At 64.7% G+C, this 16,175-nt stretch carries 15 protein-coding genes and 1 pseudogene; 8 read left to right on the top strand and 8 right to left on the bottom strand.

The genetic code is table 11. The features are described from left to right. The first annotated feature begins 3 nt into the window (after positions 1 to 3). The 6 genes from ndk to proB all read left to right on the top strand — a co-directional run bounded on the left by ndk (position 4) and on the right by proB (position 7,926). Positions 4 to 423: a nucleoside-diphosphate kinase gene (gene ndk, locus ACIGGF_RS01755; protein ID WP_397519709.1), complete on the top strand. Its 420-nt coding sequence runs from the start codon at positions 4 to 6 to the stop codon at positions 421 to 423. Positions 424 to 912: 489 nt separating this feature from the next. Then, positions 913 to 4,326: a translation initiation factor IF-2 N-terminal domain-containing protein gene (locus ACIGGF_RS01750; protein WP_397519708.1), complete on the top strand. Its 3,414-nt coding sequence runs from the start codon at positions 913 to 915 to the stop codon at positions 4,324 to 4,326. A gap of 199 nt (positions 4,327 to 4,525) precedes the next feature. After that, positions 4,526 to 4,837 (top strand): 50S ribosomal protein L21, encoded by a 312-nt coding sequence (gene rplU, locus ACIGGF_RS01745; protein WP_032394581.1) that lies wholly within the window; start codon positions 4,526 to 4,528, stop codon positions 4,835 to 4,837. 59 nt (positions 4,838 to 4,896) lie between these two features. Further along, entirely contained in the window at positions 4,897 to 5,160 is a 264-nt protein-coding gene (rpmA, locus tag ACIGGF_RS01740; RefSeq protein WP_032379202.1) for a 50S ribosomal protein L27, read from the top strand. Positions 5,161 to 5,332: 172 nt separating this feature from the next. Beyond that, complete coding sequence (gene obgE / locus ACIGGF_RS01735) at positions 5,333 to 6,784, top strand: GTPase ObgE (protein ID WP_057479882.1); 1,452 nt, start codon at positions 5,333 to 5,335, stop codon at positions 6,782 to 6,784. A gap of 2 nt (positions 6,785 to 6,786) precedes the next feature. Further along, the gene (gene proB / locus ACIGGF_RS01730; protein WP_397519707.1) at positions 6,787 to 7,926 is read left to right on the top strand and encodes a glutamate 5-kinase; all 1,140 of its coding nucleotides are present in this window, start codon (positions 6,787 to 6,789) and stop codon (positions 7,924 to 7,926) included. Here proB and ACIGGF_RS01725 read toward each other — a convergent pair. The 5 genes and pseudogenes from ACIGGF_RS01725 to ACIGGF_RS01705 all read right to left on the bottom strand — a co-directional run bounded on the left by ACIGGF_RS01725 (position 7,899) and on the right by ACIGGF_RS01705 (position 13,467). Beyond that, positions 7,899 to 8,765, bottom strand: coding sequence for a Sir2 family NAD-dependent protein deacetylase (locus ACIGGF_RS01725; RefSeq protein WP_397519706.1), 867 nt, complete (start codon positions 8,763 to 8,765; stop codon positions 7,899 to 7,901). The two genes, proB and ACIGGF_RS01725, sit on opposite strands and share 28 nt — an antisense overlap. Before the next feature lie 147 nt (positions 8,766 to 8,912). Continuing rightward, positions 8,913 to 9,311, bottom strand: coding sequence for an ectoine synthase (locus ACIGGF_RS01720; protein ID WP_397519705.1), 399 nt, complete (start codon positions 9,309 to 9,311; stop codon positions 8,913 to 8,915). A 38-nt stretch (positions 9,312 to 9,349) separates the two neighbouring features. Then, entirely contained in the window at positions 9,350 to 10,609 is a 1,260-nt protein-coding gene (gene ectB, locus ACIGGF_RS01715; protein WP_397519849.1) for a diaminobutyrate--2-oxoglutarate transaminase, read from the bottom strand. Between the two features lie 66 nt (positions 10,610 to 10,675). Next, a pseudogene (gene ectA, locus ACIGGF_RS01710) lies at positions 10,676 to 11,176 on the bottom strand (diaminobutyrate acetyltransferase); the annotation flags it as partial. Positions 11,177 to 11,349: 173 nt separating this feature from the next. Continuing rightward, entirely contained in the window at positions 11,350 to 13,467 is a 2,118-nt protein-coding gene (locus ACIGGF_RS01705) for a RecQ family ATP-dependent DNA helicase (protein WP_397519704.1), read from the bottom strand. 107 nt (positions 13,468 to 13,574) lie between these two features. Between ACIGGF_RS01705 and crcB (ACIGGF_RS01700) the strand changes: the two genes are divergently transcribed. Both crcB (ACIGGF_RS01700) and crcB (ACIGGF_RS01695) read left to right on the top strand, forming a co-directional pair. Continuing rightward, positions 13,575 to 13,994, top strand: a complete 420-nt coding sequence (gene crcB, locus ACIGGF_RS01700) for a fluoride efflux transporter CrcB (protein WP_397519848.1) — start codon at positions 13,575 to 13,577, stop codon at positions 13,992 to 13,994. Then, the gene (gene crcB / locus ACIGGF_RS01695; RefSeq protein ID WP_397519703.1) at positions 13,991 to 14,365 is read left to right on the top strand and encodes a fluoride efflux transporter CrcB; all 375 of its coding nucleotides are present in this window, start codon (positions 13,991 to 13,993) and stop codon (positions 14,363 to 14,365) included. Before crcB (ACIGGF_RS01700) ends, crcB (ACIGGF_RS01695) begins: the two co-directional genes overlap by 4 nt. Positions 14,366 to 14,387: 22 nt before the next feature. Here the strand turns inward: crcB (ACIGGF_RS01695) and ACIGGF_RS01690 are convergent, their stop codons facing one another. From ACIGGF_RS01690 to ACIGGF_RS01680, 3 genes are read right to left on the bottom strand one after another with little or no spacing between them, the layout of a single operon-like run. After that, positions 14,388 to 14,792 carry a VOC family protein gene (locus ACIGGF_RS01690; protein ID WP_397519702.1) on the bottom strand — a complete coding sequence of 135 codons (405 nt, stop codon included), beginning with the start codon at positions 14,790 to 14,792 and terminating at the stop codon, positions 14,388 to 14,390. 9 nt (positions 14,793 to 14,801) lie between these two features. Further along, entirely contained in the window at positions 14,802 to 15,260 is a 459-nt protein-coding gene (locus tag ACIGGF_RS01685) for a helix-turn-helix transcriptional regulator (protein WP_397519701.1), read from the bottom strand. Beyond that, on the bottom strand, positions 15,257 to 16,129 hold the full coding sequence (locus ACIGGF_RS01680; protein WP_397519700.1) for a ribokinase: 873 nt from the start codon (positions 16,127 to 16,129) through the stop codon (positions 15,257 to 15,259). Before ACIGGF_RS01680 ends, ACIGGF_RS01685 begins: the two co-directional genes overlap by 4 nt. Positions 16,130 to 16,175: the final 46 nt, after the last annotated feature.

Raw genomic sequence — 16,175 nt, 5'->3', positions numbered from 1 at the left:
GACGTGACCGACCGCACCCTTGTACTGATCAAGCCCGACGGAGTTGCCCGGCGTTACGTAGGAGAGATCCTCGGCCGCGTGGAGAAGAAGGGTCTGAGCATCGTCGCACTCGAGCTCAAGACCGTCTCGCGTGAACTGGCCTCGGCTCACTACGCAGAGCACGAGAGCAAGCCGTTCTTCCCCGACCTCCTCGAGTTCATCACATCCGGACCCGTGGTGGCCGCAGTTCTCGACGGCCCCCGCGCGATCGAGGCTTTCCGTCAGATCGCCGGCGGCACGGATCCGGTCGCCAAGGCAGTTCCCGGCACCATTCGAGGTGACCTCGCACTCGACGGTCAGCAGAACCTGGTACACGGATCCGATTCGGTGGAATCCGCAGAGCGCGAGATCGCTCTCTGGTTCCCCGACCTGACCACCTCCTAGACGCCCGACGAACAGCAGCTGTAGCGGCCACGCCGTACCGATCGAGGTCCGATCGGTGCGGCGTGGCGAGTACGCATCCACACGTGTGGGATACTCGACGAAGATCGACTCCACAGCACTGGCACGTACAGGTTTCACGCTCCACCGAAGTCAAGGCTTCACCGAAGTTCGCTAGAACGGTGTCGTGGATTCGATCGGATGACTGTCGTCTATCCGCTGCCCGTCATCGCAGATGCTCGAACGAGAGACAGGCTCGTTCGCGTTCTTGCTTGATGATCAGGCGCTCGGATCGCCGGGACACCACCATCCAGCCAGGCACTGCACACGCTGTCGTCGACCACCGAGAAGTCCGACGTGGTCACCGGCTCGGGTGCGGAGCGAGACAGAACAGCTGACGTCCAACCCGACGTGAGTACACAAGGATTGCCCTCGCGTGGCCGCGTCCCACCCGATATCGGATGAACGCGCCCGGGGGCCCGAGGAGACTACGTGGCCGATCAAAGCCCGCCCGAAGATGTACGGAACGAGAACGCAGGAGGTCTCGAGCGCGACGAAGCGGTGACGCCTCCGGAAACACCCGCCGAGCCGTCGCAACCCGACACCATCGAGTTGCCCACCAGATTGCGCGTACACGCTCTGGCGAAGATCCTCGGTCTCACCAGCAAGCAGCTGCTCGTCACACTGGGCGAACTCGGCATCGAAGCGCGGAGTGCCCAGTCGAGCTTGAGCCGCGACGTCGCTGAATCCGTTCGTGACTCGGTGAACGGGCCGGTCGCACCGGCAATGGATTCCACGTCCGCCACGCAGCCGGAGCCGAGCGCTCCGTCCGAGGCAGTTTCCGCCGATGTGGCGTCCGACGAGACCTCGTGGTCCGACCCACAGCTGTTCACCAGCGCACCGGCGGCCGATCCCGAGGCCACCCCGACCACTGCCACTACCTTCGCCACTCCACTGTTTCTGCAGCCCGCCGCCGTCGACGCTGCTGCGCCGGAGTCAGCGGAGTCGCCGGCGGAGCCCCCGACCCGTCGTCGGCGCAGTCGCAAGGCAGCGCCCAAGGACGACGTTGCGCAGGCCGAGAACACCGAGTCGACGACCGAAATTGCAGATGCTCGCATCGACGAGCCCGAGGCATCCCCGAGCGCAGTTGATCGGTCCACGTCCTCCGAGGCCGACGAGTCGACATCCTCCGACCGTTCGTCCGACGACGACGGCGACGACGATCAGTCCCAGCCGCGCCGCCGCCGGCGAGGGCGTCGCGGCCGGGGTCGAGGCCGCGGGGAACAGTCCTCGGATGAGAACTCGACGGACGAGAACTCGAACGACAATTCGGACAACGATTCCGTCGACGACGCCGACAACACCGACACCGCCGACGCGGAGTCCTCCGATGGTGCCGACTCGGACTCCGACGAGACCACCGGCGACGACCAACAGTCCGGCTCGGGCAGGCGTCCGCGACGGTCACGCACTCGCAACCGATCCTCGGATCGCCAGAACTCCGACTCGAACGACTCCTCGGACGACTCCCGCACAGGGGACGCCTCGGCCGAGGACAAGGACGACGAATCGGATTCGGATGCGCAGGACACCTTGGACGACTCGGACAACGGTGGTTCGGAGGGCGACGGCTCGAGTCGTCGTCGCCGTCGTCGTCGCCGTCGTAAGACCGGAGCCGAGGTAGCTGCCGAGGCTGCGGCGTCCGAGGACGATCCGCCCAACACCGTCGTGCACGAGCGGGAGCCGCGGAACAAGAGCCGCGCCCCCAGGGACGAGGTTCAGGGCATCTCGGGTTCGACCCGCTTGGAGGCCAAGCGTCAGCGTCGCCGAGACGGCCGTGACGCCGGTCGTCGTCGTCCGCCGATTCTGACCGAGTCCGAGTTCCTGGCACGACGTGAGTCCGTGGACCGGGTCATGGTCGTGCGCGAGAAGGCGACCCCCGAGCACCCGTTGACGACGCAGGTTGCTGTGCTCGAGGACGGCGTGCTCGTGGAGCACTTCGTCACCAGCAGCGCCACGGCATCGATGGTCGGCAATGTCTATTTGGGCCGTGTTCAGAACGTGCTGCCCAGCATGGAAGCTGCGTTCATCGATATCGGCCGTGGCCGTAACGGTGTGCTGTACGCCGGTGAGGTCAACTGGGACGCTGCCGGCCTCGGTGGAAGCGCCCGCAAGATCGAGCAGGCACTCAAGCCGGGCGATCAGGTTCTGGTCCAGGTGAGCAAGGACCCGGTGGGGCACAAGGGTGCTCGTTTGACGACCCAGCTCTCGCTCGCAGGACGCTTCCTCGTCTACGTGCCCGGAGGTAGCTCCACCGGTATCAGCCGAAAGCTTCCCGATACCGAGCGCAAGCGCCTGAAGGACATTCTCCGAGACATCGTTCCTCCCGAGGCCGGCGTCATCATACGCACCGCGGCGGAGGGCGTCAGCGAGGAAGAACTCGCGCGCGACGTGACCCGGTTGCAGGCACAGTGGGCCAGCATCGAAGAGCGCTCGGCCAATGCCGAAACCGGCAAGGGTGTGCAACCGCAGACTCTGTACGAAGAGCCGGACATGCTCGTCAAGGTCATTCGGGACCTGTTCAACGAGGATTTCTCGAAGCTCGTCATCGAGGGCGACAAGGCATGGACGACGACGTCCAACTACGTCGAAACAGTGGCCCCGGACATGATGGAACGTCTACACCGATACGAGGCCGACGGCAGCTCGGTGGACGTCTTCGCCGCGCACCGCATCGACGAGCAACTGGCGAAGGCCCTCGATCGCAAGGTCTGGCTGCCCTCCGGCGGCACCCTGGTGATCGATCGCACCGAGGCCATGACCGTCGTCGACGTCAACACCGGTAAGTTCACCGGCTCGGGTGGAAATCTCGAAGAGACGGTCACGCGCAACAACATCGAGGCAGCCGAGGAAGTCGTACGCCAGATGCGTCTGCGCGATATCGGCGGAATGATCGTCGTCGACTTCATCGACATGGTGCTCGAATCCAACCGCGATCTGGTGTTGCGGAGGCTCACCGAGGCGTTGGGCCGTGACCGGACCCGTCATCAGGTGTCGGAGGTGACCTCGCTGGGGCTGGTGCAGATGACTCGAAAGAAGCTCGGCACCGGGCTCGTCGAGGCGTTCTCCACGACGTGTGAGCACTGCCAGGGGCGCGGCATCCTCGTCCATCCGTTCCCGATCGACGCCAAGCCGGACAACGAGGGCGGCCGCTCGAGTTCGTCGCGCTCGGAGTCGAGCAACTCGGGCACGAGCAATCGGCGTCGGCGCGGCAAGGACAACAAGGCGGACGGGAACGACAGCAACGAGCGCTCCTCCTCGAACGGCCAGCAAGGAGCGGCTCAATCGGCCGAGCATCCGGTGGTCGACCCGTCGATCAAGCGGGCGCACCCGGTCGCGTTGGCGATGGCGGCGCACCACGACGACGTGGTGGCCGACGTCAGCCCCGCTGATGTGGAGGCATCTCCCTCGAGTCCGACCCCGGACGGCGATGCCGAGGTGACAGTTGTCTCTGTCGAGGATGTGGACGTTGCTTCCGCGCCGTTCGCCGACGCGGAGTCGAACGGCGCTGCCGAGACCACCGAGCCGGAGGTCGATCGGCCTGCTGTCGAGCCGTCCGTCGAGATCGACGCAGTGGCACCGAAGGCGCGGCGTGGACGGCGAGTAGCACGCAAGGCGGCCGCACCGACCAGCGCGGCACCGGATGCCGGTGTGGTTCTCGTGGTGCCGGTGTCGGACGAGACCTCGGACGACGCGGTTGCAGAGACGGCCGAAGCCGAGGCTTCGGCGCCGCTGACGTCGGCCGCGGAGCAGTCCGCCGAGCCGGTGGAGGTGCCGACGGCACGTCCTCGTAGACGACGGGCAGCGGCGCGGCCGGCAGGTCCGCCGGTGGATATCGACGTATAGCGGATGAAGGCAGTTTGACCCTGGCCGTCACTCTGCCGTAATCTTGCTAAGTCGCTCCCGGTGACACTGTCTTGCTGTGCCCAGTGGTACTGCAAGGGGATCAGTTCTCGAGTGGGAGCAAGCAAACACGTTCTACCAGACCAGTCGCGTTGTCATGTGCAGCGCGAGCAAGTTCGAAGAAGCAAGGGGTAGCCCTCCGATGGCAACGTACGCGATCGTCAAGACCGGCGGAAAGCAGTACAAGGTCGCTGTTGGTGACCTCGTCAAGGTCGAGAAGATCGAGGGAGCGCCCGGCACTGCTGTCTCGCTTGCTCCGGTCCTCGTCGTAGACGGATCCGACCTGACCACAGATGCAGACAAGCTGGCGAAGATCTCGGTCGCCGGTGAGATCGTCGAGCACACCAAGGGCCCGAAGATCCGCATCCACAAGTTCAAGAACAAGACCGGATACCACAAGCGTCAGGGACACAGGCAGAAGCTCACTGTCCTCAAGGTCACCGGCATCAAGTAACCAGGTCTATTCGGACCCGCGTTCTCTCAAGCTGATTCACCCCGAGGAGGGTATGCAACATGGCACATAAGAAGGGTGCATCAAGCTCCCGTAACGGTCGCGACTCGAACGCTCAGCGCCTCGGCGTCAAGCGTTTCGGCGGCCAGACCGTAGGCGCAGGCGAGATCCTGGTTCGTCAGCGCGGCACGCACTTCCACCCCGGCGTCAACGTCGGCCGTGGCGGCGACGACACCCTGTTCGCACTCGCGCCGGGCGCAGTCGAATTCGGTGCCAAGCGCGGCCGCAAGACCGTGAACATCGTTCCGGTCGCTGTAGAGGCCTAGTCCTTCTGCAGCGCTCGCGCTCGCAGATGTAGACCCGAGCAGCACTCGCTCGATCGAACATCCACGGCGTACGTTCACAGCTCCCGATAGGGGCGGACCAGGGTCATGAGACCGGTCCGCCCCTATCGCTTTTTTTCACCGGTTTTTCTTTCAGAAAGGATCGAAGACAGCTATGTCACGATTCATCGACCGCGTGGTGCTGCACGTCAGCGCCGGCAAAGGTGGCAACGGCTGCTCTTCGGTTCACCGCGAGAAGTTCAAGCCTCTCGGCGGCCCGGACGGCGGCAACGGCGGTCAGGGCGGCGGAGTGATCTTCGTCGTCGACAGCAACGTCCACACTCTGCTCGACTTCCACTTCTCCAGCCATGCCAAGGCAGGCAACGGAACTCAGGGCATGGGCGGAAACCGTGAAGGTGCCAACGGCGAGGACCTGATTCTCAAGGTTCCCGACGGCACCGTCGTGCTCGACAAAAAGGGCAACGTGCTCGCCGACATGATCGGCGAGGGAACGCGATTCGACGCGGCACCGGGCGGACGCGGTGGGCTCGGCAATGCAGCCCTGGCGTCCAAGGCTCGTCGGGCACCCGGGTTCGCGCTGCTCGGCGAAGAGGGTATCGAGCGTGAACTCGTCCTCGAACTCAAGTCCGTCGCCGACGTCGGCCTCGTCGGTTTTCCGTCGGCGGGCAAGTCCTCGCTGGTCTCGGTGCTGTCCGCGGCGAAGCCGAAAATTGCCGACTATCCCTTCACCACTTTGGTACCGAACCTCGGAGTCGTCTCCAGCGGCGACACCACGTTCACCGTCGCCGACGTCCCGGGGTTGATCCCCGGTGCGAGCCAGGGACGCGGTCTCGGTCTCGACTTCCTGCGGCACCTCGAGCGTTGCGCTGTGCTGGCACACGTGGTCGATTGCGCGACACTGGATCCGGGCCGTGACCCGATCTCGGACGTGGACGCACTGGAAGCCGAGTTGGCGGCCTACAAGCCTGCATTGTCCGGCGATGCCAGTCTCGGCGATCTCGCCGACCGGCCCCGCATCGTGGTGCTGAACAAGGCCGACATCCCCGAGGGTGCCGAACTGGCCGAGATGGTCACTGCGGAATTCGAGTCTCGAGGTTGGCCGGTGTTCACCATTTCAGCGGTGACCAGGGCCGGCTTGAAGCCGTTGACCTTCGCTCTGGCGAAGCTCGTCGAGGACTACCGCACCGCGCACCCGGCACCCGAGCCGCGACGTCAGGTGCTTCGTCCGGTCGCTCGTAACGACGACAGCTTCAAGGTCGTCAAAGATCCCGACATCCCCGATGGCTTCATCGTTCGAGGCACGCGTCCGGAGCGGTGGGTGCGCCAGACGCAGTTCACGAACGACGAGGCCGTCGGCTACCTCGCAGACCGGCTCGCGCGCCTCGGCGTCGAGGACGCGTTGATCAAGGCCGGCGCGCAACCGGGAGCCTCGGTCACCATCGGTGAGGTCTCGTTCGACTGGGAGCCGCAGACCCCGGCCGGTGTCGAGATCACCATGACCGGCCGCGGCACCGATGCTCGTCTCGATCAGGTCGAGCGCATCGGCGCATCCGAACGCAAGCACGCCCGCCAGGTACGTCGCGGGCTCGATACCGAACAGGAGTAGACGTGGTGTCGGTGCGTGAATCCAGTTCGCCCGCAGAGGCTCTCACCGATACTCGTCGTACGATTGCCGATGCCAAGCGCATCGTGGTCAAGATCGGATCCTCGGCGCTGACCAGTCTCGACGCCGGGTTGGATCTGGGCCGGCTCGATCTGCTCGCCGATGCCATCGAGTCGCGGATGCGTAGCGGGACCGATGTGGTGGTCGTATCGTCCGGCGCGATCGGTGCGGGAATGGCACCGCTCGGCCTCACCCGACGCCCGCGCGATCTCGCAACCAAGCAGGCTGCAGCGAGCGTCGGTCAGCTTGCCCTCGTGCATGCGTGGAGCTCGTCCTTCCATCGATACGGACGGACGGTGGGGCAGGTCCTGCTCACAGCCGAGGACATCGCTCGTCGAACCAACCACCGCAACGCCCAACGCACGCTGGATCGCTTGCGATCGCTCGGGGCGGTCGCCATCGTCAACGAGAACGACACCGTCGCCACCGCAGAGATCCGCTTCGGTGACAACGATCGCCTCGCCGCTCTGGTGGCACATCTCGTCGGTGCGGACGCACTGTTCTTGCTGTCGGACGTGGACGGGTTGTACGACGGTGATCCCCGCAAGGGTTCCGCCACGCTCATCCCGGAGGTGACCAGCCCGGAGGACCTCGACGGAGTCGTTGCCGGTTCCGGGGGAGCGCTCGGTACCGGCGGTATGGCGTCCAAACTGTCCGCTGCGCGTCTCGCGGCCGATGCCGGTGTTCCGGTGCTGCTGGCTGCGGCGTCGGATGCCGCACACGCACTGACGACGTCCGAGGTGGGGACTGCCTTCGCCGCTCGGCCGACGCGGTTGTCCGCTCGCAAATTCTGGGTTCGACATGCCGCCGATGCGGCGGGCGAACTGCACCTGGACGCGGGTGCCGTCCGAGCTGTCGTGGAGCGGCGGAGGTCGTTGCTGTCCGCGGGCGTCACGTCGGTGACGGGAGCTTTTCACGGGGGAGATGTGGTCTCGCTCGTGGACCCGGCCGGAACCCTGGTTGCCCGCGGGGTCGTCGCATACGATTCGGGAGAGTTGGCCGGAATGCTCGGACGGTCGACGGGTGAGCTGGCCGCGGAGCTCCAGCGCCCGGTGGTTCATGCCGACGATCTGGTTCCCGCCTGATCCGCGGTGTCGGCCAGCGCCGTCGCGGTCTCCGAGCAACCCGCATGCACGGTCAGGGAGGCGAATTCGTCGCCCCGAGTGGTCCCGCGATTGACGATGACGATGGGCTTGCCGGTCTTGGATGCGTGCCGGACGAAACGTAGTCCGGACATGACGGTCAACGAAGAGCCGAGCACGAGCAGTGCGTCACTGTGGTCGACCAGATCGTAGGCCTCGGCAACGCGCGGTTTGGGTACGCTCTCGCCGAAGTAGACGATGTCGGGTTTGAGTATGCCGGAACACTTTTCGCAATCGACCATTCTGAAATGTGCGGTCGAAGAGATGATGGCATCGGCATCCGGCGCGATTTCGACGCCGTCTGCGGGTGCCACGGATTCGAGGAACCCCGGATTGGCTCGATCGAGCCTTCGGGCCAGCTCGAAGCGCGAGATCAATCGCTCGCAGTTCAGGCACCGAACGCGGGCGTAGACGCCGTGCAGGTCGATGACGTTCCGGCTGCCGGCCTTGGTGTGCAGCATGTCGACGTTCTGGGTGATGATGCCGGTGACCACGCCTGCCCGCTCGAGTCGGGCGAGTGCTCGGTGGCCGTCGTTGGGCACCGCGGCGTCCATGTGTCGCCATCCGACGTGGTTGCGTGCCCAGTAGTGCCGTCGAAATTCGGCATCTCCGATGAACTGTTGGAAGGTCATCGGGTTGCGTGGTGGTGACTGCGGACCGCGGTAGTCGGGAATCCCGGAGTCGGTGGACATGCCCGCACCGCTGACAACGGTGACCGTCCTGCCGTCGAGCAGAGACGTCAGTTGCTCGTTCGGTGTAACGGACTCGGGGGAAGCTTTCACTTCGTCCAGGATAGCGATCCGTCGCCGGATGAGCACTGTATCGACATGGGTACCGGATCGACCTTCAATACCGTACCGACGCCGACGCCGACGGCCCGGCACCGACGCTGGGAAGCGTCGTTACCGGGCCGTGAGAACATTCTGGCGTTACGCGGGTACCTCGATGAGCGGGTACACACCGTTTTCGTCGTGCGTCTCGTTGCCGACGACCGGTGGGTTGAACACACACAGCATCCGCATCGTCGTGCGCGGCTCGACGGTGTGACGCTCGTGCCCGTTGAGCAGGTACATCGATCCCGCACCGAGCTCGTAGGTCTCCCCGGTTTCGCGGTCGGTGAGCGTTCCCTCGCCCTCGATCAACCAGACGGCCTCGACGTGGTTGGCGTAGTGGAAGTTGTTCACCGTGCCCGCTTGGATCGTGGTCTCGTGAAACGAGAATCCGACCTTGTCGCCGCCGAGAATGATTCTCTTGCTGCGCCAGTTGCCGTCTTCGCTCGAGATGTCACGGTCGGTCCCGGTAATTTCCTGCGTGGTGCGAACGATCATGCGATGTCCTCCTTCGATATCGGTGCGTACGAACGGGTCTAGAAAAGCACCTTCGCCACTGCACTTTCGATGATGTCCAGGCCGCGGTTGAGCTCATCCATCGTGGTGGTCAGCGGGGGAAGCAGTTTGACTACCTCGTCCTTGGGGCCTGCGGTCTCGACGAGTAGGCGATCGTCGTAGCACAGCTGCGCCACCTTGCCTGCCAGGTCGGCATCGTCGAACACGAGCGCCTGGACCATCCCGCGTCCGCGGGTGGAGATGCCGTCGAACTTGGCGCACAATTTCATGAAACGGTCCTGGACGTGCTCACCCTTGGCGAGCGTTTCCTTCTCGAACTTGTCGTCGGACCAGTAGTGGTCGATGGCGGCCTTGGCGGTGACGAACGAAGGGTTGAAACCGCGGAACGTGCCGTTGTGTTCGCCCGGGGACCATACGTCCAGCTCCGGCTTGAACAGGGTGAGCGCCAGCGGCATGCCGTAACCGCCGATGGACTTGGACAGGGTCACGATGTCCGGGGTGATTCCGGCCTCCTCGAAGGAGAAGAATTGCCCGGTGCGACCGCAGCCCATCTGGACGTCGTCGACGATCAGGAGGATCTCACGTCGCGAGCAGAGTTCGGCCAGCGCGCGAAGCCATTCGGGGCGAGCGACGTTGATGCCGCCCTCTCCCTGGATGGTTTCCACGATGACTGCGGCCGGGCGATTGAATCCACTGCCCGAATCGTCGAGAACGCGCTCGAACCATTGGAAGTCTTCGGTGACGCCGCCGAAGTAGTTGTCGTACGGCATCGGGGTGGTGTGCACCAAGGGAATTCCGGCGCCAGCTCGCTTCATCGAGTTGCCGGTGACCGACAACGCGCCGAGTGTCATGCCGTGGAAAGCGTTGGTGAAGTTGATGATTGCCTCGCGCCCGGTGACCTTACGAGCCAACTTCAGCGCCGCCTCGACGGTGTTGGTGCCGGTCGGTCCGGGGAACTGAACCTTGTAGTCCAAGCCTCGGGGATCGAGGATGTTCTTCTTGAAGGACTCCAGGAACTCGCGCTTGGCCACGGTGGACATGTCCAGTCCGTGCGTGATGCCATCGTTGGTGATGTAGTCGACCAACGCGCTCTTGATCTTGTCGTTGTTGTGGCCGTAGTTGAGTGCGCCTGCGCCACCGAAGAAGTCGAGGTATTCCACGCCGCTCTCGTCGGTGATGACCGAGTCTTTGGCGGTGGTGAACACAGCGGGCCACTGGCGGCTGTAGCTACGAACTCCGGACTCGACGGTCTCGAACACGTCGGGCTTCTCTGTTGTCACAGTGTTCTTTTCGGTCACGTTGTGCTTGTTCCTTTCATAACTCCGCGACGCGTCGGGGCCTACTGTGTAGAGCTCCTCCGCTTCGTGGCTATCGGGGAAATCGTTGGGTGCGAACAGGTCTGACCTGACGATTTCGGTGCCCCGCTTGCGTGCGAGGCTGGTGAAGGTTGCGATGGACGCTTCGTTGTCCGGGCTAATCGTCGTTTCGAGATGCGTGATGCCCTGTGGCTCGAGGCGGTCGAGCAGCTCCATGAGCATGCGACCGGCAAGTCCCTTGCCGCGCTGGTCCGCATCTACGGCGACCTGCCACACGAACAACGTGTGCGGAGCGTCCTGGCGGATGTATCCGGTGACGAAACCGACTGCGCGGCCGTCGATGTCGGATACGACAGTGGTGGCCGCGAAATCGCGACACCACAAAACGTACGAGTAGCTGGAGTTCAGATCCAGAACTCGCGAATCACGTGCGATCTCCCAGAGCCGGACTCCGTCGGAGATCTTGGGCTTACGAAACTTCACTGCGTCCGGCGCAGTGACTGGGGTACCTCTCAGCAATGCGGGGTTCATGGGAATACAAACGTAACAAGGTCGTCGAGGCATATCGAGCGCGTCCGAAAATCGACCCCCGAATCGGACATGCATCCCCAGGTTAACCAGCGAGTGTGATGATGGTCACATCGACCGTGACCGGCAGGCGGTACCCAGAAACGCGCGCTGTAAACCCGATCTGCCGAAAATCGCTATTTCGGCGTTGCAAGCGCAAACGGCAAGACTGCCGTCGCGCCTGCCGACATCAGAGCGGATGTGGCGCAAGTGAACGTCCACCCGGTGTCGGTCTGCAGATCGATCAACAGAATCGGCCCTGCCACGGACGATACGTCCGGAACCTCCCAGGAGTCCACCAGCCCGGCGACCCGAAACGCCGAATTGGCCGCCGAGACCGGCGGGTGACCTGCCCTGACCTGCATGACGCCGAGATCACTCAATTTTCCGATCGAAGCCAATCGCTCGGCTATCGACCGCACCAGCACAGGATGGGTGGGGGAGTCGAGAGCGAGAACGGCAGTGGGACGTTCCTTCCAATCCCAGTTGGCCAGCACCGTGATGCAGGCCTTCTCGAGAGCATCGGTGGCGGGGGCATCCGGCGCGTCGAGCATGGCACGCAAGCGTCCACCCCAGCCCAGGTCGGTCAGTCGACCCAGGACGCGGCCGGGCTCGTGCGGCTGGTCGATCTTGCCCGAGAGTGAGACACCCAGCTTCTTCATACCGCTCGGCCATTGCTTTCTGGGCTGGAGGTCGATGCCGGGCCGATCCAGTCGTGCCCTCGCCGAGTCGACCGAGGCTGCATCCACCGACGCGGACAAATGCTCGCCCGTGCAGTTGTCACACCGCCCGCACCGGTCGGACTCGCTACCGGGTGCGCTCAGATCGGGGTCGTCGAGTTGCCTCCGCAGGAACTCCATCCGGCAGCCGTCGGTGCCCTGGTAGTCGATCATCGCCTGCTGTTCGCGGTCCCTGGCCTGTTCGAGACGCTCATAGCGCGCCGCGTCGTACGTCCATTGCTCCCCGGTGGCCATCCAGCCGCCGCGAACGCGCGTAACCGCTCCGTCGACATCGAGGACCTTGAGGACCATCTCGAGCCTGCTGCGGTTCAGCTCGACCATGGGCTCCAGAGCCTGAGTGGACTGGGCCTTGTCGGTGTTCAAGGCGTCGATGACCTGACGCACCAGGTGTTCGCGGGGGAAGGCGACGGAGGCGAAGTAGCTCCAGATCTGTCGGTCCTCGTGACCGGGGAGCAACACCACATCGGCGCGTTCCGTCGCGCGCCCGGCGCGTCCGACCTGCTGGTAGTACGAGATCGGAGACGACGGTGCCCCCATGTGCACGACGAAGCCGAGATCGGGCTTGTCGAAGCCCATACCCAGTGCGGAGGTTGCGACCAGGGCTTTGACTCGGTTGGCCAGCAGGTCGCCTTCCAGTGATTCGCGCTCCGTGGGGTCCGTCTGGCCGGTGTAGGAGGCAACGGTGTGGCCCTGATCGGTCAACAGCGCCGCCAGGTCCTTGGCTGCAGACACCGTCAGGGTGTAGATGATTCCCGAACCGGGCAGCGTCTTCAGATGTTCGCCGAGCCATGCAGCCCGTTCGGTGGCGTTGTCGATCTTCACCACCGCCATACGCAGCGAATCGCGGGCGAGCCCGCCGCGCAGCACCAAGGTATCGCCGCCGCCGACGCCCAGCTGAGCTGCGACGTCGTCGACCACGCGGTCGTTTGCCGTCGCAGTGGTCGCGAGCACGGGTATACCGTCCCGTAGCTCGGCGATCAGGGTTCTGATGCGCCGGTAGTCCGGCCGGAAGTCGTGGCCCCAGTCGGAGACGCAGTGTGCTTCGTCGACCACGACAAGGCCCGCATCCCCGGCCAGAGACGGCAGCACCTGATCGCGGAAATCCGGATTGTTCAATCGCTCGGGACTGACCAGCAACACATCGAGCTCACCCGATGCGACCTTTTGGTGGATGTCGTCCCACTCGGTCATGTTGCCGGAGTTGATGGTCGCCGCACGCACGCCTGCTCGCTCGGCGGAGGCAACCTGGTTGCGCATCAGCGCCAACAACGGGGAGACGATGACGGTCGGACCCAAACCCTGTGCGCGCAGCAGCTTCGCCGCGATGAAGTAGACCGCCGACTTGCCCCAGCCGGTCCGTTGCACGACCAGTGCCCGTCGCCGGTGCACGACCAGCGCCTCGATGGCTGTCCACTGGTCTTCCCTCAGGACTGCATTCGGGCCGGCGAGTTCGCGCAACAACTCCTCGGCGCTCTCGCGCAAGTTCCCGGTCGTGGGCTCGGTGGTCGTTGTCATAGGCTCCATCGTGCAGTAAGCATCCGACATCACACTCGGGCCGGTCGGAAACGGTCGGACCGTGCAGCCCGAGAGGATCAGCGGTGGTCGATCCCGATTCCGATTCGATGCCGGCCGACCAGGGGCCCGTGCACCGTCACGTGTGGGCACTGGCAGTGGTCTTCATCGGCGGAGCCGCGGGTACGGCAGTCCGCTGGGTGATCGAGGAGCAGCTCCCGCATTCGGCGTCGCAGTGGCCGACGGCAACCTTCGGTATCAACATCGCCGGTGCATTCGTGCTCGGCCTTCTGCTCGAGTCATTGGTACGCGGCGGACCGGATGCCGGTGTTCGGCGCAGGCTGCGGTTGCTGCTAGGGACCGGTTTCTGCGGCGCGTTCACCACGTACAGCACCTTCGCCCTCGAGACGGTGGAAGCGTTCCGGAGTGGGTTCGCCGGGCTGGCAGTGGCCTACGCAGTGGTCAGCGTGATTCTCGGGCTGCTCGCGGCCTGGGCCGGAATTGCACTGGCGACGAGGATAATTCGTTGATCGCGCTGTGGATCGCGTTGGCCGGCGGACTGGGGGCAGTCGTTCGCTTCGTCGTCGATGCCGAAATGAAGTCACGTCTCGCGACGCGGACGAGCTTTCCCTGGGCGACGGTCGGCATCAACGTGTCCGGATCGTTCCTGCTGGGTCTACTGGCCGGGTGGGTGATGTTCCGAGCCGGCTCGACCGACATCCACGCCGTCGTCGGCACCGGGTTCTGCGGTGGGTACACCACATTCAGTACGGCGAGCGTCGAGACCGTGCGGCTACTGCAGCAAGGGCGTCGACGCGATGCCGCCGTCAACGTAGTGGTCACCCTGCTCGCGTCCGTACTGGCGTGCGGCGGCGGCCTGGCGCTCGCGTCCTCGATGTAGGACTGTCGACGTCGAGACGGGCTCACGCCTGACTGACGCGCACCATGTTGCCGGCGGGGTCACGGAATGCCGCGTCGCGCACACCCCAGGGCTGACTTGTCGGTTCCTGAAGAATCTCGGCGGTGCCTGCCGCGCGAATTCTTTCGAAGGCCGCGTCGAGGTCGTCGGCTCGAAACAGCAGGCCCGGAAGCTCGCCCTTGGCGAGCAGGGCTGCGATCTGATCGCCGAGTTCCTGCGAGCGGCCCGCGTGGGGTTGCGAGAGAACGATCTCGATCTCGGGTTGATCGTTGGGGGACAGAGTGATCCAGCGGTAGCCGTCGCCCTCGACTTCGCTCTTGACCTCGAGTCCCAGAGCATCGCGGTAGAACGTCAACGAGGCATCGGGGTCGTCGGTGTAGACGTGTACGTGGCTCAGTGAAAGTGTCATGGACAAAGGCTAGGACGCCCCGGCCGTCGATGCTTCTTCGATTCTGCTCGGTTCGGTGGCAGCAAGGGTGCCTCGCATCGGCCGACCCAGCATCATGGCAGTGCACGTCGGCACCGCCTGGCTGTCCCGGTGGTCGCGGGCGCGGTACGCGCTCGGTGTCTCGCCGACGATCTCGGTGAATCGCGAACTGAACGATCCGAGACTGGTGCATCCGACCGCGAAGCACGCCTCGGTGACGGTCACATCGCCGCGACGCAGCAGGGCCTTGGCGCGTTCGATCCGTCGCGTCATCAGATGCGCGTACGGCGTCTCGCCGTAGGCCTCGCGGAAGCGGCGGCTGAAATGTGCGGTGGACATCAGTGCCGTGCGGGCCAGAGTGGGGACGTCGAGCGGCTGGGCGAATTCGCGATCCATCCGGTCGCGCGCCCGACGCAGAAGTCGGAGTTCCTCGAGGTTGTGGTCGCTCATCCTGTGGCCGCATCTCGCAGTGCGTCGATGTCCGCGCGGGTACCCGAGGACGTGCTCGCACCCGGCCTCGTTGCGGCGAAAGACCCTGCAATGCAAGCCCACTCGACTGCCGAGCGCGGGCCGTCGAACCAGCAAGCGGCCAGAGCTCCGGCGAATGCGTCGCCGGCCCCGGTGGTATCGACGGCGTCGACACTCGGTGCGGCGACCTCGAACGATTCCGAGCCGCGGTATCGAGAGCCTCTGGCACCGAGGGTGGTGATCACGTGCGCCACCTCGTTCACTCGGCCGCCGAGACGGGTTTCCTCGGCTTCGTTGACCACGAGCACGTCGGTGGCCGCCACCAGGGCGTCGGGCAAATCCTGAACCGGTGACGGGTTCAGCATCGTCACCACGCGGTGAGAGCGTGCGTACTCGAAGGCGATCACCACCGTGTCGACGGGGATTTCCAACTGACACAGAAGAATGTCGGCGTCGGCGATGACGGCGAGGTCGTCGGCGGTGAGGTCGCGAACGCGTTCGTTGGCCCCGGCAACCACGACGATGCTGTTCTCGGCGTGATCGTCGACGGTAATGGCGGCGATGCCGCTCGACCCTGCTGCTGTGCGCAGCGCGCGGTCGTCGACGCCCGCGCCCGTCAGTGTCCGGCGCAGTGTCTTCCCGAATTCGTCGTCTCCGACTGCTCCGATGAACGACACCGCAGCACCTGCCTTGGCGGCGGCAATCGCCTGATTGGAGCCCTTTCCGCCCGGTGAAGTGGTGAACGCTGTGCCGAGCACCGTTTCGCCGGGATCGGGCAGAGAGGGCGTCCGGGTGATCAGATCCATGTTGACGCTACCGAGAACGACAATGCGGGGATTCGAGGCGGACATCGACGAACTGTATCGCTTCGCAAATTCCGCCCATCCGAATTGCCAA

This window comes from Rhodococcus sp. NPDC078407 (assembly GCF_044542515.1).
Lineage (GTDB): Bacteria > Actinomycetota > Actinomycetes > Mycobacteriales > Mycobacteriaceae > Rhodococcoides.
This window is presented reverse-complemented; position numbering and strand designations above follow the sequence as displayed.

Excerpts from the sequence above, each read along its gene's own strand:
- ACIGGF_RS01690 (WP_397519702.1), bottom strand. The coding sequence starts at position 14,792 with ATGACACTTTCACTGAGCCACGTACACGTCTACACCGACGACCCCGAT.
- rpmA (WP_032379202.1), top strand. The coding sequence starts at position 4,897 with ATGGCACATAAGAAGGGTGCATCAAGCTCCCGTAACGGTCGCGACTCG.
- ACIGGF_RS01685 (WP_397519701.1), bottom strand. The coding sequence starts at position 15,260 with ATGAGCGACCACAACCTCGAGGAACTCCGACTTCTGCGTCGGGCGCGC.
- ACIGGF_RS01720 (WP_397519705.1), bottom strand. The coding sequence starts at position 9,311 with ATGATCGTTCGCACCACGCAGGAAATTACCGGGACCGACCGTGACATC.
- crcB (WP_397519848.1), top strand. The coding sequence starts at position 13,575 with ATGCCGGCCGACCAGGGGCCCGTGCACCGTCACGTGTGGGCACTGGCA.
- obgE (WP_057479882.1), top strand. The coding sequence starts at position 5,333 with ATGTCACGATTCATCGACCGCGTGGTGCTGCACGTCAGCGCCGGCAAA.
- ACIGGF_RS01705 (WP_397519704.1), bottom strand. The coding sequence starts at position 13,467 with ATGACAACGACCACCGAGCCCACGACCGGGAACTTGCGCGAGAGCGCC.
- rplU (WP_032394581.1), top strand. The coding sequence starts at position 4,526 with ATGGCAACGTACGCGATCGTCAAGACCGGCGGAAAGCAGTACAAGGTC.
- ACIGGF_RS01680 (WP_397519700.1), bottom strand. The coding sequence starts at position 16,129 with ATGTCCGCCTCGAATCCCCGCATTGTCGTTCTCGGTAGCGTCAACATG.